Origin of the sequence: Paracoccus versutus, assembly GCF_029909795.1 — a bacterium.
Lineage (GTDB): Bacteria > Pseudomonadota > Alphaproteobacteria > Rhodobacterales > Rhodobacteraceae > Paracoccus > Paracoccus versutus.
The window spans coordinates 1676737-1699613 of the sequence record NZ_CP038197.1; the positions used below are offsets into that span (position 1 = coordinate 1676737).

The following is a 22877-nucleotide window of genomic DNA, read 5'->3' on the forward strand; positions in this document are numbered from 1 at the left end:
CCATCGACTGGGTTTATGCGACCCGGCGCAGGCAGGCCGCCTGCAGCCAGGCCAGAACCTGATCCTCGTCGGCCGGCAGCGGTTCGGTCGCGCCGCCGGCAAAGGCCAGGAATGCCTCGCGCCATTGCGGCGACACGCCGACCAGCACCGGAAGCCCGCGCGCGCAGGCCTCGCCGATGGCACCGACCAGGCCGCGGCCCACGGCCTCTTGCTTGCCGAACTTGTTCACCACCAGCCCCTGCGCACCGGGCAGGCGGTCATGGACGGCCATCACCGCCGCCTCCAGCGCATCGGGGTCCAGCCGGCAGCCGGTCATGCCGGGGGCGAGGTCGAAACTGACATTCCGCCGCTCGCCGTCGGGCAGCAGGGCCAGGACGATATTGCATTTCTCGGGCGGGGCGTCGGGGTCCACCGGCTGCACGGTTCCCGCCAGCGCGATTCCCAGGGCGGCGGCCCTTTGCGCGACCGCGCTCAGCACGGCATCCGTCCTTCGTTCCTCGTCGGAACAGACATAGCGGATTTCCATTCGCGCCTCCCATCATCTCCGCGCCGTTATAGATACTGAAACATATCGGAGGGCGCTGGCAAGGCCCTGCCGCTTCAAACCGCCACCGCCCGGAAAGAAAGACTTCCGCGCCAATGCCCTATGTTCATCCGTCGCGATTTCATTATGTTTGCTCAAGCATAACGATTCTCTCCGCTGGTGGAGAGCTGTTCGGGAGGGACATGGATGCGGGTCACGACAAGGGCGGGATTGCTTTGCGCCACCATTCTGGGCTGGGCGGCCGCGCCGGCATCGGCGCAGGTGGCCGAGCCGTCGCAGGTCTTCGTGCTGGGCACGATCACCCTGACGGCGGAGGACGACGAAGGCCGGGGCGGCACCACGACCACCGTGACCGCCAAGGATGTCCTGCGCAGCAATCGCACCTCGCTGGACGATGCGTTGCGGGTCGCGCCGGGGGTGCAGGTCGGCAATACCGGCGGCAGCCGGAACGAGCGGCTGGTCTATGTCCGCGGCTTCGACCGCTTCCAGGTGCCGCTGTCGATCGACGGCATCCGCGTCTACCTGCCCGCCGACAACCGGCTGGACTATGGCCGTTTCCTGACCCCGGACCTGGCCGAGATCCAGCTGCAAAAGGGCCATGTCTCGGTCCTGAACGGGCCGGGGGGCATGGGCGGGGCGATCAACCTTGTCACCCGCCAGCCCTCCGCGCCCTTCGAGGGCGAGGCGCGCCTGGGCATCGAGGCCGGCAACCGGGGCGACATCGCCGCCCGCAGCGGCTTTCTGTCGCTGGGCACGCGGCAGGCGGATTTCTGGCTGCAAGGCAGCTACATGCGGCGCGACAGCGACGGCTTCTACCTGTCGCGCGACTTCGTGCCGCGGCCGCAGCAGGGCGCGGGCCTGCGCGAATATGCCGATACCGACGACAGCCGCCTGAACCTCAAGGCCGGCTGGACGCCGAACGCGACCGATGAATATGTCCTCAGCTATACCCGGCAGACCGGGGCGAAGCGCGCGCCCTACAACATCGACCTGCCGATGCGGGGCCGGCCGGACACCGGTTCTGGCGGATACCAGCGGGACTGGACATGGCCGGAATGGGACATCGACAGCCTTGCCTTTTATTCGCATACCGAACTGGCCGGCGGCTATCTGAAGACCCGCGCCTATTACAACCGCTTCGACAACCTGCTGTCGTCCTGGGACGATTCCACGCAGACCACGCAGGAAACCCTGGCGCCGCGCATTTTCGACAGCCGCTACAAGGACGCGGCCTGGGGGCTGAGCGCCGAAGCCGGAACCGAGTTCGGCCCGGATCACGAGGTCAAGGCGGCGCTGCATTACCGCCGCGACCGGCACGATTCCATCCAGTCCGTCGCCCCCGGCACCGGCCGGGAACCCGACCTGCCGGAACGGTCCGAGGAAGAGACGATCTCGGTCGCGCTCGAACATGGCTGGCAGTATTCGCAGGCCCTGAGGCTCGTCTCGGGCATCAGCTACGACAAGGCAAGGATGCTGCGGGCCGACAACAACGACACCAGCAGCTTCCCCGGCCCGGCCGTGCCCGGCAGCTATCCCACCGGCTCGACCGATGCGGTGAACTGGCAACTGGCGGCGATCTACAGCCACGACAGCGGCGAATATCACGCCAGCCTGTCCTCCCGCACCCGCTTTCCGACGCGGTTCGACCGCTACAGCACCCGCTTTGGCACGGCCCTGCCGAACCCCGCCCTGGAATCGGAACGCGCCACCAATATCGAGATCGGCTATGGCGGCCAGATCGGCCCGGCGACGGTCCAGACGGCGCTGTTCTACAGCAAGGTCAAGGACATGATCCAATCGATGCCGACCGACCAATGGGATGATGAGCGCGACCGGCCCATCGTGCAAAGCCAGAACGTCGGCGACGGCACCTACAAGGGTTTCGAGATCGCGGCGAACTGGCAGGTCAGCGACCGGCTGGGGCTGGTCGCGAACTACACCTGGCTGCATCGCGGCATCACCGACCCGGTCCGCGCCGACTACCGCCCGACCGACACGCCACGCCACAACGCCTATCTGCGGCTCGACTGGCGGGCGATGGACGCCCTGACCATCTCGCCCTCGGTCGAGCTTTCCAGCTCCCGCCTGTCGGAAAGCGCGATCCAGCCCTCGGATCCGGGACAGATCGCCTATACCCGCATGAGCGGCTTTGCGTTGGCCAACCTGGATGCGGAATGGCAGGCGAGCGAACAGGCGAGCGTCGTCTTCGGCATCCGCAACCTTTTCGACCGGGACTATCAGCTGGTCGAGGGCTTCCCCGAGCCGGGGCGCAGCTTCTTCCTGACCACCCGCATGACCTTCTGAAACGCAAGGAAGGGGGCTCGGGCTGGCGGGGGCCCGAGCCCCCGCCCGGCGTTCAGCGCAAGTGCTTGCCCTTGGTTTCCGGGGCCCAGAGGATCGACAGGACCAGCCCCAGCAAGGGGAAGGCGGCCATCATGATCACGGTCGCGGAAAAGCCGAACCTTTGCAGCAGGTAGGGCAGAAGATAGGTCACGCCCGCTGCCGATATGCGCGAGAAGGCAGCCGAAAACCCGACCCCCGTCGCCCGCACATGGGTGTCAAAGATCTCGGGCGGATAGACGAACTGGATGTTGTTCGCGGCCGGGGCGACGAACATGTAGATCGCGAACAGCGCGACGATGAACCAGGTCGGCGCCTGCGGGAACAGGCCCAGCGCCAGGAAGGTCAGCAGCACGATCACGAAGGTCCAGATCACGAAGCCGCGCCGGCTCATCCAGTGCAGCATGAAGACGCCGACCACGGCCCCGGCGATCTGGATGGCGTTCAGCGACATGTCCACCGCGGTCGCGTCCTGCAGGCCCAGCGATTCCAGCACCGGCATCATGAAGGTGAAGATGCCGAAGAACGGGCCGACCTGGCAGAACCAGAACAAGCCGGAATAAAGCGTCTGCCGCCAGGTCTCGGCCGTGAAAAGCTCGCGCGGCGAGGCGTGCCGCGGGTTCGGGTCGACGTCGGGGATGGCATATTCCGCGCCGAAATGCCGGTCGACGATCGCCTGCGCCTCGGCATCGCGGCCCTGCCCCTTCAGCCACATGGGCGTCTCGGGCAGGGTTATCCGCAAGGCGAAGGTGATCAGCGCCGGGATCACGCTCGAGGCCAGCAGCATCCGCCAGTTGTCGCCGTCATAGAACGAGCCGACGATGAAGGCGACGGTAAAGCCCACCTGCCAGCCGATCGAGAAGCAGCCCAGCAGCACGCCCCTGCCCTTGCGGCGCGAGAATTCCGCCAGCACCGACGAGCCCACGGCATATTCGACGCCGATCGCCAGCCCCAGCGCCAGCCGGATCGCGACCAGCTGCCAGACATCCTGCACGAAGAGTTGCAGCAGCGACAGCACGATAAAGGCCGCCAGGTTCCAGCCGAAGACCGGACGGCGGCCGAAACGATCCGCCAGATTGCCGAAGAACAGCCCGCCGATGAACACCCCGATCAGCGCGCTGGACGCGATCAGGCCCTGGCTGATCGCCGAAAGCTGCATTTCCTGCCTGGCGATGGACAGCGCCGGCCCCACGATGCCCAGGACGTAGCCGTCCAGCACCGCGCCGCCCAGGACGGCCGCGGCCGCCACGACATGAATGGTCTTGAGCGGCGCCTCGTCGATCGGCAGCCGTCCCGAGGCGTCGCGCATCGCGGGTCCGCCGGGTAAAATGGATATGGCCATAGAATACCTTCCTGGGCTCAGAACTGGGCGTTCCGCTGAAGGCTGGCGGAAGCGGCCCGATACGCATCGCGGTTTTCATGGCCCTTCCACCGACGTGGCTCCTCCGCAGGCCCATGAAGTCGCTGGTCGTGAAGCCCCGGAAAACCCCTGGGCCGCGCCAGCCTGTCTTGGGCCGCGGATGCCGGGACGCGGCCTGCATCCTCCCCCCAACATTCGACCTGGGCGCTTTTTCCGACCAGGCAACCGGAACCCGCGCCACCGGAGGCTCCGGCGGACGAAAGCAGGGTCCGGCATGTGAATTCAATTGGCCGGGGCTGATGACCGTTCATCTCCGCCAAGGCACCCCGCGACCCGGACAGGCGGTTTATTCCCCGATAGCCTCATTGGGGCAAACGAGAATATCCTCTCGGGAAGCATTAGAATTTCTAACGCAATTCTCTTGCCCTGGGCCGATGGTCCGCTTTGCGCATCGCGAGGAGGCCGGGCTGCCTCCGACCTCCTTATGGACCCGTGGGCCGCCTTGCCTACCGATGCGCCTGGGCGCGATCCCAGTCCTCGCGCTTGGGCAGGGTCTCGAAGGTATGCTCCGGCGGCGGCGAGGGCAGGGTCCATTCCAGCGTGTCGGCGTGTTCGTTCCAGTAGTTCGGCACGTTCACGCGCTTGCCGGCGAAGAGCGTGTAGAACACGATGCCGATGAAGAACAGGAAGGAGGCGAAGGAGATATAGGCGCCGATCGACGAGATGTTGTTCCAATAGGCGAACTCGACCGGATAGTCGATGTAGCGGCGCGGCATGCCCTGGCGGCCCAGGAAGTGCTGCGGGAAGAAGATCAGGTTCGAGCCGATGAACATCATCCAGAAATGCAGCTTGCCGGCCCATTCCGGGTATTGCCGGCCCGACATCTTGCCGATCCAGTAATAGACCCCGGCGAAGATCGCGAAGACCGCGCCCAGCGACATCACATAGTGGAAGTGGGCGACGACGTAATAGGTGTCGTGATAGACCCGGTCCAATGGGGCTTGGGCGATGACGACCCCGGTCACGCCGCCGACGGTGAACAGGAACAGGAAGCCGAAGGCCCAGAGCATCGGCGTCTTGAACTCGATCGAGCCGCCCCACATGGTCGCGATCCACGAGAACACCTTGATGCCGGTCGGCACGGCGATGGTCATGGTGGCCAGCATGAAATAGGCCTGCTGGGTCAAGGACATGCCGGCGGTATACATGTGGTGCGCCCAGACGACGAAGCCCAGGAAGGCGATGGCCGCCATGGCCAGCACCATCGGCAGGTAGCCGAAGATCGGCTTCCTGGCAAAGGTCGAGACCACATGGCTGATGATGCCGAAACCGGGCAGGATCAGCATGTAGACCTCGGGATGGCCGAAGAACCACAGGATATGCTGGTAAAGCACCGGGTCGCCGCCGCCGGCCGGGTCGAAGAACTGGGTGCTGAAATTGCGGTCCATCAGCAGCATGGTGATCCCCCCGGCCAGCACCGGCAGCGACAAGAGGATCATCCAGGCGGTGATGAAGACGGCCCAGGCGAACAGCGGCACCTTGAACAGCGTCATCCCCGGTGCGCGCATGTTCAGGAAGGTGGTGATGATGTTGATCGCGCCCAGGATCGAGCTGGCGCCCGAGACATGGACGGAAAAGATCGCCAGGTCCATCGCATAGCCGGCCTCGGTCGTGGAGAGCGGCGGATAGAGCACCCAGCCCACGCCCGCGCCGGACTGGTCGTTGCCGCCCGGCGACAGCAGCGAGGCGATGGCAAGAGAGACCCCGCAGACATAGAGCCAATAGCTGAGGTTGTTCAGCCGCGGGAAGGCCATGTCCGGGGCGCCGATGTGCAGCGGCATGAAATAATTGCCGAACCCCCCGAACAGCGCCGGGATCACCACGAAGAACATCATCAGGATGCCGTGATAGGTCACGACGACATTCCACAGATGGCCGTTGGGCGTGCATTCCGCCGAGGCGTCCGCGACCAGCCGCATCCCCTCCAGGCACATGTATTGCACGCCGGGATGCTGCAACTCCATCCGCATGTAGACGGTGAAGGTGACGGCGATCAGCCCGGCCGTCCCGGCGGTGAACAGGTAAAGGATGCCGATGTCCTTGTGGTTCGTCGACATGAACCAGCGGGTGAAGAAGCCCCGCTTCTCTTCGATGCTGTCGCTGATCTGGGCTGACATGGTCCTGTCCTTTATCTGTGCAGGCTCCGGTTTGCGGATACGCGGATGGTCGGGCGCGGCGGCAGGGCGACCTGGCCGGCCCTGCGGCTATCGGCAAGGCCAAGGGTGGCATCGAGCCTCGCGGTGATCCGCCGGGCTGCCGCCGCGCCCTTCATGCAGGCCTCGACCCCTCGCCATGTTCCGCAAGGGACGGCAGCAGGGCATGGGCAGGCTTCACGCGCCATCGATCTGGTCCAGCACCGCAAGCGCCTTGTTGGCATGGGCATGGGCGGCCCCGGCGCGCATCTCGGCCGCGACCCAGATCGCCTCCATGATCTGCTCGGGACTGGCGCCCTCGCGGCGGGCGCCCTTGACATGGCCCTCGATGCACCAGGGGCATTGCGTGACATGGGCCACGGCGACCGCGATCAGCTGCTTGGTGCGCTTGTCCAGCGCACCGTCGGCAAAGACGGCTTTGGACAGCGCCAGAAAGGCATCGTCGATGGCTGGCGCCAGCGCGTGACGTTTCGCGCCAAGCGCGGCGCTGGCCTTGGGCATGGAGATGTCGGCCATGATCGTCCTCCGTTCAGGTTCATTCGCGCCAATAGTCGTTCGCTGCGGCGATGGTCGCGAACCAGGCCGCCGCCACCCCCGAGACGTCGATCAGCCTGCCCGCATCGGCCGCATAGCCCGGCCGCCCCGCCTTCAGCGCCGCGACATCGGGCTGGGTCGTCCTGACCGCCCGCCGCGCCATGCCGATGGCCAGGTCGAAGCCCTGCTGCGGCGTCCGGGTCTGCAAACTGGGCAGCCATGTCTCTTCCGCCGCCGCGGCCGGGGCGGGCTGGCCGCTCTGGGCAAGGCCGGCAGCCGGCAGCAGCGCCAGCGAGGCGGCAAGGATGCAACCGGGTCGGACCATGGAACCTCCTCCTTGAAGGGGTGGCAAAAGGCGGGCTTCGGGGCGTCGGATGCGGCGCCGGCGGCGGGCGGCGCCGCATGAAACAGCGGGCGGGCAGCGGGCCTCATGCGGCCTTTTCAAAGCGCGGGAACAGCACGTTGTTTTCCAGATGGACATGCTCCATCAGGTCGGCCCGCAGCTGCGCGATCCCGGCGTAAAGCGCCTGCCAGGTCCGGCAGGCGCCCTCGGGCAGGGTATGGTCCTGCGTCAGCCGCGCCAGCTCCGCCAGGAAGGCGCCGTGATCGTCGTGATCGTGCCGCATCTCGGCGATGGGGGCGGCGATCCGGTCCGCCGCCTGCCGGCGCATGGCCGGGAACAGGATCAGCTCTTCCTTCTTCATGTGCACCTCCAGTTCGCCCCATATCCGCTGCAGCAGGTCGGCCAGGCCGCCGGGCACCTCCGGGTGGCCGGCATGGACCGCCTCGACCTTGCGCGAAAGCGCGATCAGCTCGGGGATCTGCCGGCGATGCGCCTGGTGATAGCGGGTCTGGATATGGTCGATCAGCGCCCCGGTCTCGCGTGGCGCATCGGGGATCGCCAGCGGGTCGAGGTCGCTCAGGACCGCCTCGAGCGCGCCAAGGTCCAGTTGGCGCCGATTGGCCGCCTCGGCCAGCGGCACCTCTCCGTGGCAGCAGAAGTCGATGCCGAAGCGGCGGAACACGCCGGACGCGCCGGGAAGCCGCGCGGCGATCTCGCCGACCGTCCGGTCGTGCAATGGGAATGTGGTCTGGGGCATGGCTGTCTCCATGAGCGGGGGATCTGACGGTGAGTCGGGCGCCGCGGGGCAGGAGGATGCGCGAAGCCCATATTCGGTACTTGCAATGCCGAATATCCGCCCACATAATCGGTATTGTCAATACCAATTCAGGAGAGCCGATGCGTCTTGCGACCTTTACCGACTACGGATTGCGGGTGCTGATGCGGCTGGCGGGGGCGCCGGAAAAGCCGATCTCGACCGGGCAGATCGCCAGGGAGTTCGCCATCTCGCAGCATCACCTGGCCAAGGTGGTCAGCGACCTGGGGCTTGGCGGTTTCGTGCGGTCCGAGCGCGGCAGGTCCGGCGGGCTGCGGCTGATGCGCCCGGCGCATGAGATCACGCTGGGGCAGGTGGTGCGCCATCTGGAGCGCAAGTTCGCCATCGTGGAATGTTTCCGCGCCGACGGCGGTGCATGCGTCCTGCGGCCGCGCTGCCGCCTGCGGCCGCAGCTTTCCGCGGCGCGCGAGGCCTTCATGGCCGAGCTGGACCGCACGACGCTGGAGGATTGCGCCTGGCCCGGAGCGGGTCCGGGAGGGCGCGTGGTGGCGGCCGAGTGAGGCCGGAAAAGAGAGGCGGCGATGCCTGGGATCGACTTGCAGCAGGACGGCGCCCGGATCGACGCGGCCGTCCTGGCCAGGGCGTTCGGGATCAGCGCCGACGATTTGCGGCAGGGCATGCGCGACGGCACGATCACCAGCCGGTTCGAGCGCGGCGCGGGCAAGGATGCCGGCACGGTGCGGCTGATCTTCTTTTCGTCCAGCCGCCGCATCCGGATCACCGCGGACGCAAGCGGCAGGATCCTGAGCTGCGGCGCGCTGGATTTCGCCCGATCGCCCGGCCCCGAAAGCCCAGGCGCGGAGGCCGGCGGGGATCACGAGACCCCCTTGCCGGCGAGGGACCGGGATCCGGGACAGGCGGCGCATGTCGAGACGTTTCTCGACCTGGCGCTGCAAGGAACCTTCCCCGCCAGCGACCCCATCGCCATCACCATCGACGTACAGCCCCGGACACACTGCACCTGAACCCCGGCTCAGAACGAGAACAGGGTCGGGGCGGCATCCGGGAGCCAATGGGCGATCGCCAAGGGCAAGAGGCACCGGAGCCGCAGATAGACGATGACCATGAACACGGAGTTCGGGATCGACGACAGGAAGCGGTGCAGCATGCAGGCCGGATCGAAGGTCAGTGGCATGAAGGCGCATGCGGGGAACAGTCGCCGTCCTCGATCAGCGCCGCTGCCAGCGTCGGTTCACCCTCGCGCATGCGGGGAACAAGGATGAAAATGGTAGCCGTTGTTTTCCACAGGACGGTTCATCCCCGCATATGCGGGGAACGCGCTGGCTCGACCCAATCTCACGGATCATCCCTAACCGAGGCGACAGGGCCGAAGATCTCTTCACGCGCGATGGTCATGTCATTGTGGACACTGCTGAAGACGGTCGGCGCGATGAAATAGCCGTCCGCCAGATCGCCCCCCAGCCGGCTGCCGCCTGTCCGCAGATCCGCGCCTTCCGAACCACCAACCGAGACATAATGCATCACCCGCTCCAATTGACGCTGCGAGACAAGAGGACCCAGTTGCACATTCGGATCGAAGGGGTCGCCCACGACGATCCCCTTGCTGAACTCGACCATCCGGGCCAGGAACTCCTCTTGGATGGTGCGCTGGACGAAGATGCGGGTCCCGGCTGAACAGATCTGGCCGGAATTGGTAAAGACACCCATGGCCGCGCCGGGCACCGCCTTGTCGAGATCCGCGTCGGCAAAGATCACGTCGGGCGACTTGCCGCCCAGTTCCACCTGTACACGCTTCATGTTGACCGTAGAGGCCTTGACGATCTCGCGACCGGTGGTGGTCGAGCCAGTAAAAGCGATGCGATCCACATCGGGATGGGCAGCCAAGGCCGCACCGGCCTCGGCGCCGAGGCCGGTGACCACATTCACCACCCCTTCTGGCACACCGATCTCGGCCAGCAGTTCCGCCGTGCGCAGCGCGGTCAGCGACGCATCCTCGGCGGACTTGATCACCACCGTGCAGCCGGTCGCCAGGGCGCCGCCCACGATTCCCCAGAAGCTGATAAGCGGCCCGTTCCACGGGATGATCCCGCCGACGACACCCACCGGCGCCTTCAGAGTAAGCGTGGTGACATTGCCAGGTAGCGAGTTCGGAATCGTGCTGCCGGTCCAGCTTACCGCCTGTGCAGCAAGGTAGCGGATCATGGCCAGCAAGCCGGCTTTCATGCCACGGGTCCGCGCAAGCGGCGCTCCCATATCGAGCGATTCCAGTGTGGCAAGCTCGTCGAAATTTTTCTCCACGACCTCGGCGACTCGCATCATCAGCGTCATCCGCTGTTGCGGAGTGAAACGGCTCCACGGCCCCTCGAACGCACGCCGTGCAGCTGCAACTGCGGCATCGACATCCTCCTTGCGACCGCGCGCCAGTGTAGTCAGGACCTTGCCGGTCGCGGGGTTGAATGTCTCGATACTCTCCCCGGAAGCGGATGGCCGCCATGTACCGTCGATAAAATGCTGCTTGTTTGGATCGGCTAGGAACTGCGGTTGTCCTGCCTTTGTCCTGTTATTCAATTTCTGTTCCTCGCTAGATCTTGCGGTTATCGAGAACGCAGTTCGAGCTGTTCAGGGCCGTTGTCATCGTGCTCCTGTAAGCCGATACGAAGGGTTTCTGCGCAATAACTATGCCAATGATGGCTCAGTGAGCGACTCCCGTTTCTTGGACAGATTTCCGACTGTGAGCTGCTGCGGTAATCCTCCCCATGGTTAAGGGGATGCGGACGTGGAGTTTTCTCGGCAGGATGGACGAGGAGATTCCGATGAAGAAGAGCCGTTTCACCGAAGCCCAGATCATGGGCGTGTTGCGTCAGGCTGAGGGCGGCCCGGCCTTCCCCCCCGCCCCGCCCCGCCAGAAGGCAGCCGATCGCGGCCAGTTGTATCGCCGCAGCGCAGGCGAACAGCAGCGCGGAACCGGATCCGCCGATCATGCCACCCCCGCGCAACAGGCCGAACGCCGCCGGAGCGAAGGCATGGCCGGCCTGGCCGATGGCGACGATCAGCGGCACGACGCGGGCCACCACGGCCCGGGTGAACCCCTGCTGCGCGATCAGCGGCGGCAGCGAGGTGGCATTGCCGATCCCCAACCCGAAGAGCGCAATGCCGAGCCCCGCCCTCGCCCGCCGCCAGAAGGAACAGCAGCGATCCGGCCACCTGCACGCCATAGCTGGCACAGGCGACCAGGCGGCGGTCGGCCGAGACCGGCATCATCCAGCCCACCACCGAACGCCCGAGGATCGCGGCGAGCGTCGCGCCGCCCATCGCCAGCCCCGCCATGCCCTCGCCCAGCACCGGCACCAGCAGCGAGAACAGATGCGCCAGCAACCCGATCTGGGCAAAGAGCCCCAGCATCATGCCGGCGGCCAGCGTCACGAACTTGCCGTCGGCAAAGAACCAGCGGCGCGCGGGCGAACCGCCTCGCGGCGCTCGTGGCCGGGGATCGGCCCCCTGCACGCCGTCCGGGCTTTGCCCCATGCTTTCGGGCGTGTGCCGGAACACCAGCACCGACAGGGTCGCGACCACGGCCACCATGACGCCGCCGACGGCCAGGGCCGCCGGCAGAAAGCCGATGCCCGCGATCAGCGCGATCCACGGCGGCGAGAAAATCACCCCGCCCAGGCTCGCGCCGTTATGGGCCATGCCGAGCGCGGCGGGACGGCGCAGGATGAACCAGGGCGCGATCAGCGCATTCACGGCGGCCGCCCCCATCGTGACCCAGCCGGCGCCGCTGGCCAGCGCCGCCGCGAGCAGCTGCCAGGGCTCGGGCCGGGCCAGGATACAGGCCCTCGGCATCCTGGCGGCGGATCGCGACATGCATAGCCGCCGCCCGCTCTGCCGTCCCTGCCTGGACTGGAGCGAGCGCCGCCCGCATCTGGCCGGGGCTCTGGGCGCCGCCATCTGCACCCATGCCCTGGATCGGGGCTGGGTGCGGCGCCGCGCCGGAACGAGGGCGCTGGAGATCACCCCGGCTGGCAGGATCGGTTTCTGGCAGGCGTTCGGGGTCACGGACGCTGCCGGCTGATCAGGGCAAAAAGCCTGCGTCCGACATTTCTCTCGCTGCGCAGCCTTAACCGCTGCGGCGAACACGAAACGCCGCGACGCGGAGGCCCCATTGCGGCACAGGGCTGTTCGCGAGTGGCCGGAATGGGTCGGGAATGTCAGCAACGCTCCGTCGCCACCTTTGCACCCTCTGTGCCTTTGGCCGCCTATCCTATTCGCGATGGCGGCACGAGGTGGTTCCCTAGAGCTGTGGCATGTCCGAGCAGCAGCTTCTGGAAACGCGACCTGGCCTGGTCTGACTGGGTTGATCCATGGCTCAAGGCCCATGAATATCCCCAGCACTTCCGATCCGCTTTGGGACACCCAAGGAGCGGCCAACATGAAAACTTCCCTCACGAGCGCCCCGCCGGGCATGTGAGATAAGCCATGATCATCCGCCGGCATTGGGCCGCGAGCCTTGCGGTCGGCAGGCCGGCGGGATGCTGTTCCAGCGCGCGGTGCGCGGCGGTTTCCAGCACGGCCTCCAGCATCGCCGCCGCCTCGGCCGGATCGAGATCGGCGGCCAACTCGTCCGCATGGCGCCGCAACCGCGCCTCGATCAGCGCGGCGATGCGGGCGCTGAGCGCCTTGCGATGCTCGGCCCGGCCGACGCGCGGCGCGATCTCGATCAGGGCCTGGTGCAGCCGGGGATCATGCGGATGGTCCTGGAAGGCGGTCGCGACCAGGGCATCGACCGCCTGGGCCAGCGTCTCGCCCGGCGCGGCAATCGCCTGGGCGAAGCGCGCGGCAAAGACCTCGCCGTAATGATCGACCACCGCCGCCGCCAGCGCCTGCTTGTTCGGGTAATACTGGTAGAGCGAGCCGATGCTGGCGCCGGCCCGCTCCGCCACCATCGCGGTGGTCATGCGCTCGAACCCGGCATGCGCCAGAACCTGAGCGGTCGCCTCGATGATGGCGCGAACCGTGGCGCGCGCCCGGCCCTGGCGCGGGATTTTGCGTGGATTCACCTCCATCTGCACCATCCTCCGGTCATGAACGGGGAATGCGAATATAAAAGCCGAGGGATTCGTCACATATTCCAGGCATCGATGCAAGGACATCGCGGCCGGAAAGGAAGAAACGCCATGACCGATACGAATTCCGGGCTCGACCTGAGCCGCTTTCACCTGCATCTCGAGGACGGGCCGCGGATCCGCCCGGTGTCGCTGGCCTCCGGCGACCGGCCGGCGGAGGGCAGGACGCTCGCCGTCTTCCCTGCCGAACGCCCCGAGGACGTTCACCCGGACTCCTGGGAGATGCATCCCGGCGGCGATGAGTTGCTGATCCTCTGCTCCGGCAGGCTGGAGCTGGATCTTGAGGATGCCGACGGCATGCGCACGGTGGAACTGGCACCGAGGACGGGCCAGGTGGTGCCGGCGGGCAGCTGGCATCGGCTGCGGCTCAGGGAACCGTCGGTCCTGCTGGCGATCACCCATCGCAGCGGCACGCAGCGCCGCAAGGATCGCGAGGCATAGCCGGTGCAGCCTGCGCGGACCTGTAACGACAGGGAAAACCATGGCTGAAGGCCTTCCAGGCGCGGGGGGCCGATCGGGAGCCCCCCTGCCCGCCATCGAGCGACGGCGCAAGGCCGGCATGCCGGCATACGGCCCAGCGGTGATGCTGGTCGCGCCCTCGGCTCTCGCCGTTGCCGCCCAAGGGCTCGTCTTGCTGGTATATGCAGCGCAGGGATCCGCCTCACCCTGACGCGACGCCGGGGCGTGGCTGCCGGTCTGCGGAACCCTGATCGACGCCCGGCTGCCTTGTCCATCGGCCCCCGATGACGGGCCCATTTTGATTGTTGGTGCAATGCTGGTCGTGTTTCCAGCGCGGACGGCGTTGCTGGCCCAGGTTGTCGAGCTGTCCGCGCTGGAAACGCGGGGATGAAGACTTCCCGAGCCGGAGGCTTGTAGCCGAGCGATCCATGCGGGCGCACGGTATTCTAGTGGCATCGCCACCTTTCCACGATGATCCTGGTCTCGGCGAGCCCTGGCAAATCGTTGCGGCAAGCACGGCTGTCCGGTCTGAGAAAGCCGCGCTGCAGCGTCGCCGGTCTCTCGACCGGCGGCTCGGGGCCGCCCTTGACTTACCGAGCATACAAGCAGCCGGCAGATCGAACCTCCTCTCCGCATCAAGTGCGGCAACGACTGCCTCGAACAGGTGATGGGCGTCATCGTCGGCCAACGGAGCATTCAACTGCTCCTTGGCCTTGCAACGGTTCGGATCATGTAGTTCAGGCACATATCCTTGCCCCATCTCGATCCTCCATCGGGCTGTTACCAAGGGAAAAGGAGAGGCCGATCGGGTCGACGCAGGTTTTTCGCGATTCTGGCGCCCCTTCACCCTTGGCGATTGTCGATCAGAGGCCAGCTTATCGGACCAGGCACCGCAGCGTCTGGCACGGCCGCGGATTGCAGCCTATGCAACCGATATGAGCAGCCCTGCCGATCTCAACAGCGATTCCCCCCGTGGCCTGGTCCTGGTGATCCTGACCTATGTCCTCTGGGGCTTTCTGCCGCTTTACATGAAGGCGCTGGCGCATGTGCCGCCGGTCGAGGTCGTCGCCCATCGGGTGATCTGGTCGCTACCCATCGCGGCGGCGGTGCTGATCTGGCAAGGGCGCGCGGCCGAGGTGATCGCGGCGCTGCGCACGCCGCGCCTGCTGGCAATGGCGGTGCTGACGGCGATGCTGATCTCGGTCAACTGGCTGGTCTATGTCTGGGCGATCATCAACGATCACGCGATGGAGGCGGCGCTGGGCTATTATATCAACCCTCTGTTCAGCGTTTTCCTGGGGGCGGTGCTGCTGAAGGAGCGCCTGGGACGGACGCAGCTCATGGCCATCGCGCTGGCCGCGGTCGCAGTTGTCATCATGACCGTGCAGGCAGGCCGCCTGCCGCTGGTGGCGCTGGGGCTGACCCTGACCTGGGGCTTCTACGCCTATTGCAAGAAGAGCCTGCCACTTGGTCCCAACCAGGGCTTTACGCTCGAGGTCCTGGTGCTGTGCCCCTTTGCGGCGGCCATCCTGCTGTGGCTGACGCTGACCGGCCAGTCGCATTTCGGCACGGGCGCGGGCGCCGACACGCTGCTCTTGCTCGGTTGCGGCGTGGTCACGGCCGTCCCGCTGATGCTCTATGCCAACGGCGCCAAGCTGGTGCGGCTGACCACGGTCGGCATCCTGCAATATATCGCGCCGACGCTGATCTTTCTGTGCGCGGTGCTGGTCTTCGGCGAGCCGTTCGACCAGTCGCGAAGGATCGCCTTTCCGCTGATCTGGGCGGCACTGGCGCTGTATTCCCTGGGGTTGTGGCGGCAATATGGTGCCGCCCGGCGCAAGGCCACCACGACCGGCCGGATGCAATAGGCGTCGCGACATGGGGACCCAGCATCTACCGGGCGAGAAGGCCGGGTTCCTCGGAGGGCATGGTTCGAGCGGCGAGTCCGAGGATCATCCCCGTCGACCGACGCCTCGCTCACAGGGCATGCTGCCGCCACGATGCCCTGCCGGGTCTGCGGGCCAGCGCGACGCCAGCAACTCAAGAAGAGCTTGCCGCGACCACCTCGAAAGCCGGTCATGGAAAGCGCGGTATCGGCCCGCCCTCATCAATCACGTCGCCGCAACCAGGCCGAAGGGAAAAGAGAACTCAGGTCGCAGCTATCCGACCAGCCGCTGCAGCAGCAACCGAAGGTTCGCACGCATCTCCGCCAAATCTTCTGGGTCCGGCTTTCCCTGTGGAAGGCGTTCCAGCATCACCTTGTGCAGCGCACCGCAGATGAGGGCGCGGATCAATTCCGCCAGTACTTCCGCATTGTCCTCACCGGCCAGCAGCCCGCCCTTCTTCGCACGGACCAGCAGCCGCTGCATCAGCACGATCACCGATCGCTCGAAGCGGGTGAAGCGATCGTTCTCCCGCAGCGCGCCGAGAGCCGGCGAATGGAAGGCCAGGAATACGCCCGGATGATCGATGGCCCGGCCGATATAGGCGTCGGCAAGTGCTTCCAGCTGGGCGATCGGGTCAGCACAGTCGATCACCGCCGTGACCCGGATGCAGCGATCGTGAAGCCGCAGCAGCGCGCTTTCCACCGCCACCTCCATCAGATGCGCCCCGTTACGAAAGACGGACATCATGGTCGAAGGCAAAACATCGAGCGCACTGGCCACCTCTTCGAGACTGGGCGGGTAGCCTGTTTCAGCCAGCAACCTGTGAAAGACGCTGGTCGCATCGGTGCAGAGATTCCTGCCGCTATGGTTTTGACGGGTCATATTCAATCCTAAGAAACAGCCAGATCGCGGAAACCGGAAGCCCGGGCACGGTGAAGCCGAGCATAATGAAATCATCCATTATGCCCCGGTCATCCGAGGCGAGTGGCTGGTTAAACATGTATCTTTGTCTGGTATTCGGATCGGTGGGATGCGGCGCGATCCAGGGTGCTATCCGCCCTTCATCGCTGCAGGAGCGGCACTTATCCGGCTCTGCGCAGATCTTTCACCGCGTCGCATTCCCACCACCTCACCCGGCTTTTTGCCCGGGATGAGACAGTCAGCCGCATCGGCATGGCGGCGATGAGGCCGGCGATGCCGAAGACGACATAACAAGAGAGTACCGCGACCCGGCCGTAGCCCAGTGCGAAAGTGATAACCGCCGACGTCATGCCTCCGATGACGCCGGCAACGAGATATGCCAACATATGCCGAATGGTTCCGCCAACAAGGGTTAAGATCGATCTAACAAGGGGTTCAGGCGTGAGGCCAAGTAAACATCGCCTGTGGTATTTCCCACAGACGCTCTCATGCCCGTCGAGTTATCGTCCAAGTTGTGTTTGCTTCAATATTTTCACCTAAGCCTCTGCGAGTCATGCTTTTTTCTCCTGGTCTCCGTGCATTGAACTCACTTGTCCTGGGTGAAGACATTGGCAAACATACAACTGTAGATTGGTCATCCCTTGGAGATTCCTCGCAGGTGGTTGACATTATTAGGAGGGTAATAATTTGCTTTACACTAATAACCCTGACATGATCGCCTTTACATTCGGTCGCGTGATTCTGCGCCTTGCACAGGACGGGACCCCGATCGGCGCGGATACCGTCACTCAGGCACTCATCCGAATTGCAAGCGGTGCCTCCGTCGACAGGGTTTCCCCGGAAATGGCGAAAAGCGCCCTCATGGCGCTGAGGAAACTTGATATTACAGACGAGATGGCACCCTCAGCGCCTACCCCGAAACGTCGCCTGACAGCGATGGCGAACCGGTTGGTGGCGTAGAGGTCTTAGGACCTGTCGGCTTGGGGCGCTATGCTTGGGAGTTGGAAAAGGGCGGACAGGAATTGTGGGGTCGCGTGAACGGACGACGAACCAACAACTGCTCCGCCATGATCGATGCGCCTGTTAACGGCTTCGGCATCGCCTATGCCCCCGAGGATATCGCCGCCGCGAATATCCCAGCCGGCGCGCTGGCGCGGGTGCTGGATGACGGGTCGCCGATGCTCGACGGCTGTTCCTCTACCATCCAAGCCGACGCCCGAGCCTTCACGCTTCCAAGGCCATGGTCATCAGCGCACGGCGGTATCGCGACGGGCCAAGCCGGTGGGAGACCCGTCACAACCAATCCATCACCCCGACCAGGTGATCCGGCGATCAGGTGTCGGTGATATACGCGCTGCTAACCCCTCTGCGCCTTCGGCCTCGGCTGATACAATCGGCGCCACGCGTTCACGCGCAGCGCATTGCGCAGATCCTTGTTGATCAGGTCGAGATCGAACCATTCCGGATCGAAATGCCCGCCCGCCCATCGCAGCGTGGAGCGATGGTCCTCGTGCGCCGGATCGCGGATGATCCCGAGGAAATCCGCGTAGCCCCGCGGCCCGCCGACAGCCTCGGACGGCCTTGCCTGCCCGCCTTCGAGGCAGAGCGCATGGCGAGGCGCCGGGTCGAGCGCCAGCCAGTCCTCGATCCGGATCAGGTGCTGCCAGCCGTCCCCGAAATCGTAGGCATAGGTGAAGCCGGCGTCGCGCCCGACGAAATCCTGCAGCCGGACCTCGGCATAGTCGAAAACGGGGGGGCCGCCGAAGCCGTCGTCCAGCAGGGCCGGATCGCCGTAGCGCAACCCGCCGATGCGGAATTCGTGCAGATGGCTGTCGGTCCAGCCGAAGGCCGCCTGCAGGACCAGGTGCAGCCGGTCCAGCGTCCAGCCGGAGGGAACGACCAGGCGCCGCCAGATCTCCGGCTCGATCCCGGCCAGGGAGACATGCAGCCGCACCGCATTCGAGGGCTGGAACATTTCCCCTGCCCTCCCTGATCAGATGGCGAAGTCCTCTAGGGATTTGCCGGCTTCCAGGCCCTCGACGATCCAGGCGGGCTTGCGGCCACGACCGCTCCAGGTGATCTCGGTGTTTTCCGGGTGGCGGTATTTCGGTGCCACGGTGACCCGCTTTTGCGCCGATGTCATTTCCGCCAGTTCGTCCAGCGAGAAACCGTGCTCTTTTGCCACCGCTTCCGCCGCCGCAGGGGCCTCGGCCTTGCGGCGATCCTCGAAAGAAGCAATGGCCTTCGCCACGTTCTTTTCCAGCTGCTTCAGTTCGGCCAGCGACAAGGCATGCAGGTCGATATCGGCCATAAGCGTCCCCTGTTGTTATGCCGCTCGTTTAATTCAGCAGGGGTTCAACGGCAATTCCCGCGCTCAATCCATAGCCCGTTACCTGTCCAGCCTGATCTCCCGAACCGGATGCCCCGTGTCGATGAACAGCCGTCCCGCCGGTTTCAATGCGGCCCGCAATCGTTCAAGGGCGCGTTGCACAATCTCCGGATGGCGGCCGTCCAATGCCCCGACACGCATCGCAAAGGCGATGTCGAAGCGCTCCTCGCCGGCCAGCAGTTCGAAATCCTCGATTGCCACCTGGCGAAACCGCAGCCGGCCCGAGGCGATCTCGGGTTTCGATCCGGCCACCGCGCTGTCGATCGCCCTGGCCGAGCGGTCGATGGCCAGGACGAAGCCGTTGCCGATGCGGCGGCAGACCTCGCGGGCCGCTACGCCGGGGCCACAGCCGATCTCCAGCACCCGATGGCCCGGCACCAGCGGCAGGGCGTCCACGAAACAGGCGATGCGGTTCGATATCCGCGGGGCCATGATGCTCAGGTCTTGTCGGTGACCTTTGGCCACCAGGTGCCGAAGCACCACAAATTGCCCTCGGGATCGCGGCAGATGAATTCACGGCTGCCGTAGTCGCGGTCGGTCAGCCCTTCCTCGAACTCGACCAGGCCTCGCCATCGGAAAGCAGGGCCAGCAGCCCGGCATGATCACCCTCGACCGGCGGGGCCAGCACGGCGATCCTGCGCACGCCGCACGGCTCCAGCACGAAGCCCCGGCCCGTCGCGCTGATCCCGGCCAGCGGGGAGAGGTGGATGGAAGGGAACTGCGCGAAAGGCCAATATCGCGGCAAACGTCCTTGATGTGGACCGAAAAATCCAAGCGCTTGCATGGCCGAGGTTGGGCTGGCTTGGCCAGCGCCTGACCGTTCCCAGTGCCCAGGGATGGGGAATTAGCCGGCTCACCAGCTCTGCGTTTTCGAATTGCTCATGTGCCGGGCAGTTGCCCGATCATGGTTCAGCTTCCTGAACGCCGAAGCGGCAGGAGACTTCCGCGGCATGCGCAATGGCAGGAATCCCACATATTTCCCTTGAAGAAATTTTATTTCTCATAGGTAATCATCAGGTAAGCGAAGCTGATTACGAGGACGGCAAGGGATGTGTGGTATCGTTGGTCTGTTCCTGAAGAACCAGGAATTGCAGCCGAAGCTAGGCGACCTGCTGACGGACATGCTGATCACGATGACGGATCGCGGGCCGGACAGCGCGGGAATCGCCATCTACGGCAATGATGGCGGCAAGCCGAAGATCACCGTCCAGTCGGACGACCCGGAAACGGCATTCCGTGGCCTCGACGCGGCGCTGTCCGATGCGCTGGGGGATACGGTCGGGATGCGGGTCATCGACACTCATGCGGTGCTGACCCTGCCCGAGGGCACAGAGCCCGAGGCCCGCGGCTTTCTGGCCGGGAAAGGCATCCGCGTCATGGGTTCGGGCCACGCGATGGAAATCTTCAAGGAGGTCGGCCTGCCCGAACAGGTCGCCGCCCGTTTTCACCTGCGCCAGATGGCCGGCAGCCACGGCATCGGCCATACCCGCATGGCGACGGAAAGCGCGGTGACGACGCTGGGCGCGCATCCCTTCTCGACCGGCGCCGACCAGTGCCTGGTGCATAACGGCTCGCTGTCCAATCACAACCAGATGCGCCGTGAACTGACCCAGAAGGGTTTCGCCCCGGAAACACAGAACGATACCGAGGTCGCCGCTTGCTATATCTCGTCGCGCCTGGCCGAAGGCGCCAGCCTCAGCGAGGCGCTGGAAGGCACGTTGCAGGATCTGGACGGTTTCTTCACCTTCGTCGTCGGCACCCGCAATGGCTTCGGCGTGGTGCGCGACCCCGTCGCCTGCAAGCCCGCCGTCATGGCCGAGACCGAGGATTACGTCGCCTTCGGCAGCGAATACCGCGCCCTTGCAAACCTGCCCGGCATCGAGAGCGCCCGCGTCTGGGAACCCGAGCCCGCCACCGTCTATTTCTGGGAGCGCTGAGATGCAGACCATCGACCTTGCCACCACGCCGCTGCGCGACGTCAATGCGGCGCTTCAGGCGCAGGCTTCCCGGACCAACCAGACCGAATGGGTGATCGAGAACCCCAAGGGTGCCCATGCCATCGCCGTGGGCCTGGATGCGCCCATCGAAGTCACCGTCAAGGGCTCGACCGGCTATTACTGCGCCGGGATGAACAAGCAGGCGACCGTCAAGGTCACCGGCTCGGCCGGGCCGGGCGTGGCCGAGAACATGATGTCGGGCACTGTCGTCATCGAGGGCGACGCCAGCCAATACGCGGGTGCCACCGGCCATGGCGGGCTTCTGGTCATCAAGGGCAATGCCAGTTCGCGCTGCGGCATCTCGATGAAGGGCATCGACATCGTGGTCTTCGGCAATATCGGCCATATGTCGGCCTTCATGGCGCAGTCGGGCAATCTGGTGGTGCTGGGCGATGCGGGCGACGCGCTTGGCGACAGCCTCTATGAGGCGCGGCTGTTCGTGCGCGGCGCCGTCAAGTCGCTGGGTTCGGACTGCATCGAGAAAGAGATGCGCCCCGAGCATGTCGAGATCCTGCGCGACCTGCTGGAACGCGCCGGCGCCGATGCGAAGCCCGAGGAGTTCAAGCGCTACGGCTCGGCCCGCAAGCTCTACAACTTCCACGTCGATCACGCCGGCGCCTATTGATGAGGGATATCATGGACAAGACGCCGCAAACCCTGCCGCGCGACAGCTGGACCTTCTCGCCCGGCATCAACGCCGAAATCCGCCGCGCCGCCGATACCGGCATCTACGACATCCGCGGCGGCGGCGCCAAGCGCAGGGTGCCGCATTTCGACGACCTGCTGTTCCTGGGCGCCTCGATCTCGCGCTACCCGCTGGAGGGTTACCGCGAGAAATGCGACACCTCGGTGGTGCTGGGCACGCGGTTCGCGAAAAAGCCCATCGAGTTGAAGATCCCGATCACCATCGCGGGCATGAGCTTCGGCGCGCTATCCGGTCCCGCGAAAGAGGCCCTTGGGCGCGGCGCGACGCTGGCCGGAACCTCGACCACCACCGGCGACGGCGGCATGACGAACGAGGAACGCGGGCATTCGGAAAAGCTGGTCTATCAGTATCTTCCCAGCCGCTACGGCATGAACCCCGACGACCTGCGCCGCGCCGATGCGATCGAGATCGTCGTCGGCCAGGGCGCCAAGCCCGGCGGCGGCGGCATGCTTCTGGGCCAGAAGATCACCGAGCGGGTGGCCGGGATGCGCAACCTGCCCATCGGCATCGACCAGCGCTCGGCCTGCCGCCATCCCGACTGGACCGGCCCGGACGATCTGGAGATCAAGATCCTGGAACTGCGCGAGATCACCAACTGGGAAAAGCCGATCTACATCAAGGTCGGTGGCGCGCGCCCCTATTACGACACCGCCCTGGCGGTGAAGGCGGGCGCCGACGTGGTCGTGCTGGACGGGATGCAGGGCGGCACCGCCGCGACGCAGGACGTCTTCATCGAGAATGTCGGCCAGCCGACGCTGGCCTGCATCCGCCCGGCGGTGAAGGCGCTGCAAGACCTGGGGATGCACCGCAAGGTGCAGCTTGTCGTCTCGGGCGGGATCCGCACCGGCGCGGATGTGGCCAAGGCGCTGGCGCTTGGCGCCGATGCGGTAGCCATCGGCACCGCCGCGCTGATCGCCCTGGGCGAGAACGACCCGAAATGGGACGAGGATTATGCCGCGCTCGGCACCACGGCGGATGCCTATGACGACTGGCACGAAGGCCGCGATCCCGCCGGCATCACCACGCAGGACCCCGAACTGATGAAGCGTTTCGACCCTGTCGAGGGCGCGCGGCGGCTGCGCAACTACCTGGCCGTGATGACGCTGGAATGCCAGACCATCGCGCGGGCCTGCGGCAAGAGCCATGTCCACAACCTGGAACCCGAGGATCTTTGCGCCCTGACGCTGGAAGCCGCCGCCATGGCGGGCGTCCCGCTGGCGGGCACCAACTGGATTCCCGGCCAGAACGGCTTCTGAACCAACGACC

General features: G+C 65.6%; 25 protein-coding genes. 10 read left to right on the forward strand and 15 right to left on the reverse strand.

Annotated elements, in window-relative coordinates; all coding sequences use genetic code 11:
* Window positions 1–13: 13 nt before the first annotated feature.
* Entirely contained in the window at window positions 14–526 is a 513-nt protein-coding gene (locus tag E3U25_RS19565) for a DUF2478 domain-containing protein (protein ID WP_116221799.1), read from the reverse strand.
* A 204-nt stretch (window positions 527–730) separates the two neighbouring features.
* On the opposite strand from E3U25_RS19565, the gene E3U25_RS19570 reads away from it, so the two are divergent.
* On the forward strand, window positions 731–2848 hold the full coding sequence (locus tag E3U25_RS19570) for a TonB-dependent receptor plug domain-containing protein (RefSeq protein ID WP_116221798.1): 2118 nt from the start codon (window positions 731–733) through the stop codon (window positions 2846–2848).
* Between the two features lie 52 nt (window positions 2849–2900).
* Here the strand turns inward: E3U25_RS19570 and E3U25_RS19575 are convergent, their stop codons facing one another.
* The 5 genes from E3U25_RS19575 to ytfE form a co-directional block, all read right to left on the reverse strand.
* Window positions 2901–4226, reverse strand: a complete 1326-nt coding sequence (locus tag E3U25_RS19575; RefSeq protein WP_072463040.1) for an MFS transporter — start codon at window positions 4224–4226, stop codon at window positions 2901–2903.
* A gap of 524 nt (window positions 4227–4750) precedes the next feature.
* Window positions 4751–6421, reverse strand: a complete 1671-nt coding sequence (ctaD, locus tag E3U25_RS19580) for a cytochrome c oxidase subunit I (protein WP_116221797.1) — start codon at window positions 6419–6421, stop codon at window positions 4751–4753.
* A 213-nt stretch (window positions 6422–6634) separates the two neighbouring features.
* Window positions 6635–6973, reverse strand: a complete 339-nt coding sequence (locus tag E3U25_RS19585; RefSeq protein ID WP_116221796.1) for a carboxymuconolactone decarboxylase family protein — start codon at window positions 6971–6973, stop codon at window positions 6635–6637.
* A gap of 19 nt (window positions 6974–6992) precedes the next feature.
* Window positions 6993–7316 carry a hexameric tyrosine-coordinated heme protein gene (locus E3U25_RS19590; protein ID WP_116221795.1) on the reverse strand — a complete coding sequence of 108 codons (324 nt, stop codon included), beginning with the start codon at window positions 7314–7316 and terminating at the stop codon, window positions 6993–6995.
* A 103-nt stretch (window positions 7317–7419) separates the two neighbouring features.
* On the reverse strand, window positions 7420–8091 hold the full coding sequence (ytfE, locus tag E3U25_RS19595) for an iron-sulfur cluster repair protein YtfE (RefSeq protein ID WP_116221794.1): 672 nt from the start codon (window positions 8089–8091) through the stop codon (window positions 7420–7422).
* A gap of 140 nt (window positions 8092–8231) precedes the next feature.
* On the opposite strand from ytfE, the gene E3U25_RS19600 reads away from it, so the two are divergent.
* Window positions 8232–8669, forward strand: coding sequence for an RrF2 family transcriptional regulator (locus E3U25_RS19600; protein WP_036761398.1), 438 nt, complete (start codon window positions 8232–8234; stop codon window positions 8667–8669).
* A 21-nt stretch (window positions 8670–8690) separates the two neighbouring features.
* Window positions 8691–9134, forward strand: a complete 444-nt coding sequence (locus E3U25_RS19605) for a DUF6522 family protein (RefSeq protein WP_147304499.1) — start codon at window positions 8691–8693, stop codon at window positions 9132–9134.
* An 8-nt stretch (window positions 9135–9142) separates the two neighbouring features.
* Here the strand turns inward: E3U25_RS19605 and E3U25_RS19610 are convergent, their stop codons facing one another.
* The 3 genes from E3U25_RS19610 to E3U25_RS19620 all read right to left on the reverse strand — a co-directional run bounded on the left by E3U25_RS19610 (window position 9143) and on the right by E3U25_RS19620 (window position 11874).
* Complete coding sequence (locus tag E3U25_RS19610; protein ID WP_157034119.1) at window positions 9143–9304, reverse strand: hypothetical protein; 162 nt, start codon at window positions 9302–9304, stop codon at window positions 9143–9145.
* 161 nt (window positions 9305–9465) lie between these two features.
* Window positions 9466–10698, reverse strand: coding sequence for an aldehyde dehydrogenase family protein (locus E3U25_RS19615; RefSeq protein ID WP_116221792.1), 1233 nt, complete (start codon window positions 10696–10698; stop codon window positions 9466–9468).
* 276 nt (window positions 10699–10974) lie between these two features.
* A complete protein-coding gene (locus E3U25_RS19620; protein ID WP_181180983.1) occupies window positions 10975–11874 on the reverse strand; it encodes an MFS transporter in 900 nt (299 codons plus the stop codon).
* Between E3U25_RS19620 and E3U25_RS19625 the strand changes: the two genes are divergently transcribed.
* Window positions 11846–12202: a hypothetical protein gene (locus tag E3U25_RS19625; protein ID WP_208861596.1), complete on the forward strand. Its 357-nt coding sequence runs from the start codon at window positions 11846–11848 to the stop codon at window positions 12200–12202. The genes E3U25_RS19620 and E3U25_RS19625 overlap by 29 nt on opposite strands.
* A 370-nt stretch (window positions 12203–12572) precedes the next feature.
* Here the strand turns inward: E3U25_RS19625 and E3U25_RS19630 are convergent, their stop codons facing one another.
* Window positions 12573–13193 (reverse strand): TetR/AcrR family transcriptional regulator, encoded by a 621-nt coding sequence (locus E3U25_RS19630; protein WP_166435509.1) that lies wholly within the window; start codon window positions 13191–13193, stop codon window positions 12573–12575.
* 111 nt (window positions 13194–13304) lie between these two features.
* Here E3U25_RS19630 and E3U25_RS19635 point away from each other — a divergent pair, with 111 nt between their 5' ends.
* Complete coding sequence (locus E3U25_RS19635; RefSeq protein WP_166435508.1) at window positions 13305–13694, forward strand: cupin domain-containing protein; 390 nt, start codon at window positions 13305–13307, stop codon at window positions 13692–13694.
* 953 nt (window positions 13695–14647) lie between these two features.
* The gene (gene rarD / locus E3U25_RS19645; protein ID WP_116221790.1) at window positions 14648–15580 is read left to right on the forward strand and encodes an EamA family transporter RarD; all 933 of its coding nucleotides are present in this window, start codon (window positions 14648–14650) and stop codon (window positions 15578–15580) included.
* A 291-nt stretch (window positions 15581–15871) separates the two neighbouring features.
* On the opposite strand, the gene E3U25_RS19650 is transcribed toward rarD, so the two are convergent.
* Complete coding sequence (locus E3U25_RS19650) at window positions 15872–16480, reverse strand: TetR/AcrR family transcriptional regulator (RefSeq protein ID WP_140849312.1); 609 nt, start codon at window positions 16478–16480, stop codon at window positions 15872–15874.
* Between the two features lie 1019 nt (window positions 16481–17499).
* Here E3U25_RS19650 and E3U25_RS19655 point away from each other — a divergent pair.
* Entirely contained in the window at window positions 17500–17865 is a 366-nt protein-coding gene (locus E3U25_RS19655; protein WP_140849310.1) for a type 2 periplasmic-binding domain-containing protein, read from the forward strand.
* Window positions 17866–17876: 11 nt separating this feature from the next.
* Here E3U25_RS19655 and E3U25_RS19660 read toward each other — a convergent pair whose 3' ends face one another.
* The 4 genes from E3U25_RS19660 to E3U25_RS25085 all read right to left on the reverse strand — a co-directional run bounded on the left by E3U25_RS19660 (window position 17877) and on the right by E3U25_RS25085 (window position 19471).
* Window positions 17877–18494, reverse strand: a complete 618-nt coding sequence (locus E3U25_RS19660) for a plasmid pRiA4b ORF-3 family protein (RefSeq protein ID WP_116221786.1) — start codon at window positions 18492–18494, stop codon at window positions 17877–17879.
* 18 nt (window positions 18495–18512) lie between these two features.
* Entirely contained in the window at window positions 18513–18830 is a 318-nt protein-coding gene (locus tag E3U25_RS19665; protein WP_116221785.1) for an H-NS histone family protein, read from the reverse strand.
* Between the two features lie 78 nt (window positions 18831–18908).
* Window positions 18909–19340, reverse strand: coding sequence for an SAM-dependent methyltransferase (locus tag E3U25_RS19670; RefSeq protein WP_114537464.1), 432 nt, complete (start codon window positions 19338–19340; stop codon window positions 18909–18911).
* A 5-nt stretch (window positions 19341–19345) separates the two neighbouring features.
* Window positions 19346–19471 carry a VOC family protein gene (locus tag E3U25_RS25085; RefSeq protein ID WP_425355730.1) on the reverse strand — a complete coding sequence of 42 codons (126 nt, stop codon included), beginning with the start codon at window positions 19469–19471 and terminating at the stop codon, window positions 19346–19348.
* Between the two features lie 486 nt (window positions 19472–19957).
* On the opposite strand from E3U25_RS25085, the gene E3U25_RS19675 reads away from it, so the two are divergent.
* The 3 genes from E3U25_RS19675 to E3U25_RS19685 are packed head-to-tail and all read left to right on the forward strand — an operon-like array spanning window position 19958 to window position 22867.
* Window positions 19958–20845, forward strand: a complete 888-nt coding sequence (locus tag E3U25_RS19675; RefSeq protein ID WP_116221784.1) for a class II glutamine amidotransferase — start codon at window positions 19958–19960, stop codon at window positions 20843–20845.
* A gap of 1 nt (window position 20846) precedes the next feature.
* Window positions 20847–21530 (forward strand): GltB/FmdC/FwdC-like GXGXG domain-containing protein, encoded by a 684-nt coding sequence (locus tag E3U25_RS19680; protein WP_036761223.1) that lies wholly within the window; start codon window positions 20847–20849, stop codon window positions 21528–21530.
* An 11-nt stretch (window positions 21531–21541) separates the two neighbouring features.
* Window positions 21542–22867 (forward strand): FMN-binding glutamate synthase family protein, encoded by a 1326-nt coding sequence (locus tag E3U25_RS19685; RefSeq protein WP_072464342.1) that lies wholly within the window; start codon window positions 21542–21544, stop codon window positions 22865–22867.
* Window positions 22868–22877 lie beyond the last annotated feature (10 nt).

Coding starts and splice junctions, on each gene's coding strand:
- E3U25_RS19565 (WP_116221799.1), bottom strand. CDS start 526: ATGGAAATCCGCTATGTCTGTTCCGACGAGGAACGAAGGACGGATGCC.
- E3U25_RS19570 (WP_116221798.1), top strand. CDS start 731: ATGCGGGTCACGACAAGGGCGGGATTGCTTTGCGCCACCATTCTGGGC.
- E3U25_RS19575 (WP_072463040.1), bottom strand. CDS start 4,226: ATGGCCATATCCATTTTACCCGGCGGACCCGCGATGCGCGACGCCTCG.
- ctaD (WP_116221797.1), bottom strand. CDS start 6,421: ATGTCAGCCCAGATCAGCGACAGCATCGAAGAGAAGCGGGGCTTCTTC.
- E3U25_RS19585 (WP_116221796.1), bottom strand. CDS start 6,973: ATGGCCGACATCTCCATGCCCAAGGCCAGCGCCGCGCTTGGCGCGAAA.
- E3U25_RS19590 (WP_116221795.1), bottom strand. CDS start 7,316: ATGGTCCGACCCGGTTGCATCCTTGCCGCCTCGCTGGCGCTGCTGCCG.
- ytfE (WP_116221794.1), bottom strand. CDS start 8,091: ATGCCCCAGACCACATTCCCATTGCACGACCGGACGGTCGGCGAGATC.
- E3U25_RS19600 (WP_036761398.1), top strand. CDS start 8,232: ATGCGTCTTGCGACCTTTACCGACTACGGATTGCGGGTGCTGATGCGG.
- E3U25_RS19605 (WP_147304499.1), top strand. CDS start 8,691: ATGCCTGGGATCGACTTGCAGCAGGACGGCGCCCGGATCGACGCGGCC.
- E3U25_RS19610 (WP_157034119.1), bottom strand. CDS start 9,304: ATGCCACTGACCTTCGATCCGGCCTGCATGCTGCACCGCTTCCTGTCG.
- E3U25_RS19625 (WP_208861596.1), top strand. CDS start 11,846: ATGAACCAGGGCGCGATCAGCGCATTCACGGCGGCCGCCCCCATCGTG.
- E3U25_RS19630 (WP_166435509.1), bottom strand. CDS start 13,193: ATGGAGGTGAATCCACGCAAAATCCCGCGCCAGGGCCGGGCGCGCGCC.
- E3U25_RS19635 (WP_166435508.1), top strand. CDS start 13,305: ATGACCGATACGAATTCCGGGCTCGACCTGAGCCGCTTTCACCTGCAT.
- rarD (WP_116221790.1), top strand. CDS start 14,648: ATGAGCAGCCCTGCCGATCTCAACAGCGATTCCCCCCGTGGCCTGGTC.
- E3U25_RS19650 (WP_140849312.1), bottom strand. CDS start 16,480: ATGACCCGTCAAAACCATAGCGGCAGGAATCTCTGCACCGATGCGACC.
- E3U25_RS19660 (WP_116221786.1), bottom strand. CDS start 18,494: ATGTTCCAGCCCTCGAATGCGGTGCGGCTGCATGTCTCCCTGGCCGGG.
- E3U25_RS19665 (WP_116221785.1), bottom strand. CDS start 18,830: ATGGCCGATATCGACCTGCATGCCTTGTCGCTGGCCGAACTGAAGCAG.
- E3U25_RS19670 (WP_114537464.1), bottom strand. CDS start 19,340: ATGGCCCCGCGGATATCGAACCGCATCGCCTGTTTCGTGGACGCCCTG.
- E3U25_RS19675 (WP_116221784.1), top strand. CDS start 19,958: ATGTGTGGTATCGTTGGTCTGTTCCTGAAGAACCAGGAATTGCAGCCG.
- E3U25_RS19680 (WP_036761223.1), top strand. CDS start 20,847: ATGCAGACCATCGACCTTGCCACCACGCCGCTGCGCGACGTCAATGCG.
- E3U25_RS19685 (WP_072464342.1), top strand. CDS start 21,542: ATGGACAAGACGCCGCAAACCCTGCCGCGCGACAGCTGGACCTTCTCG.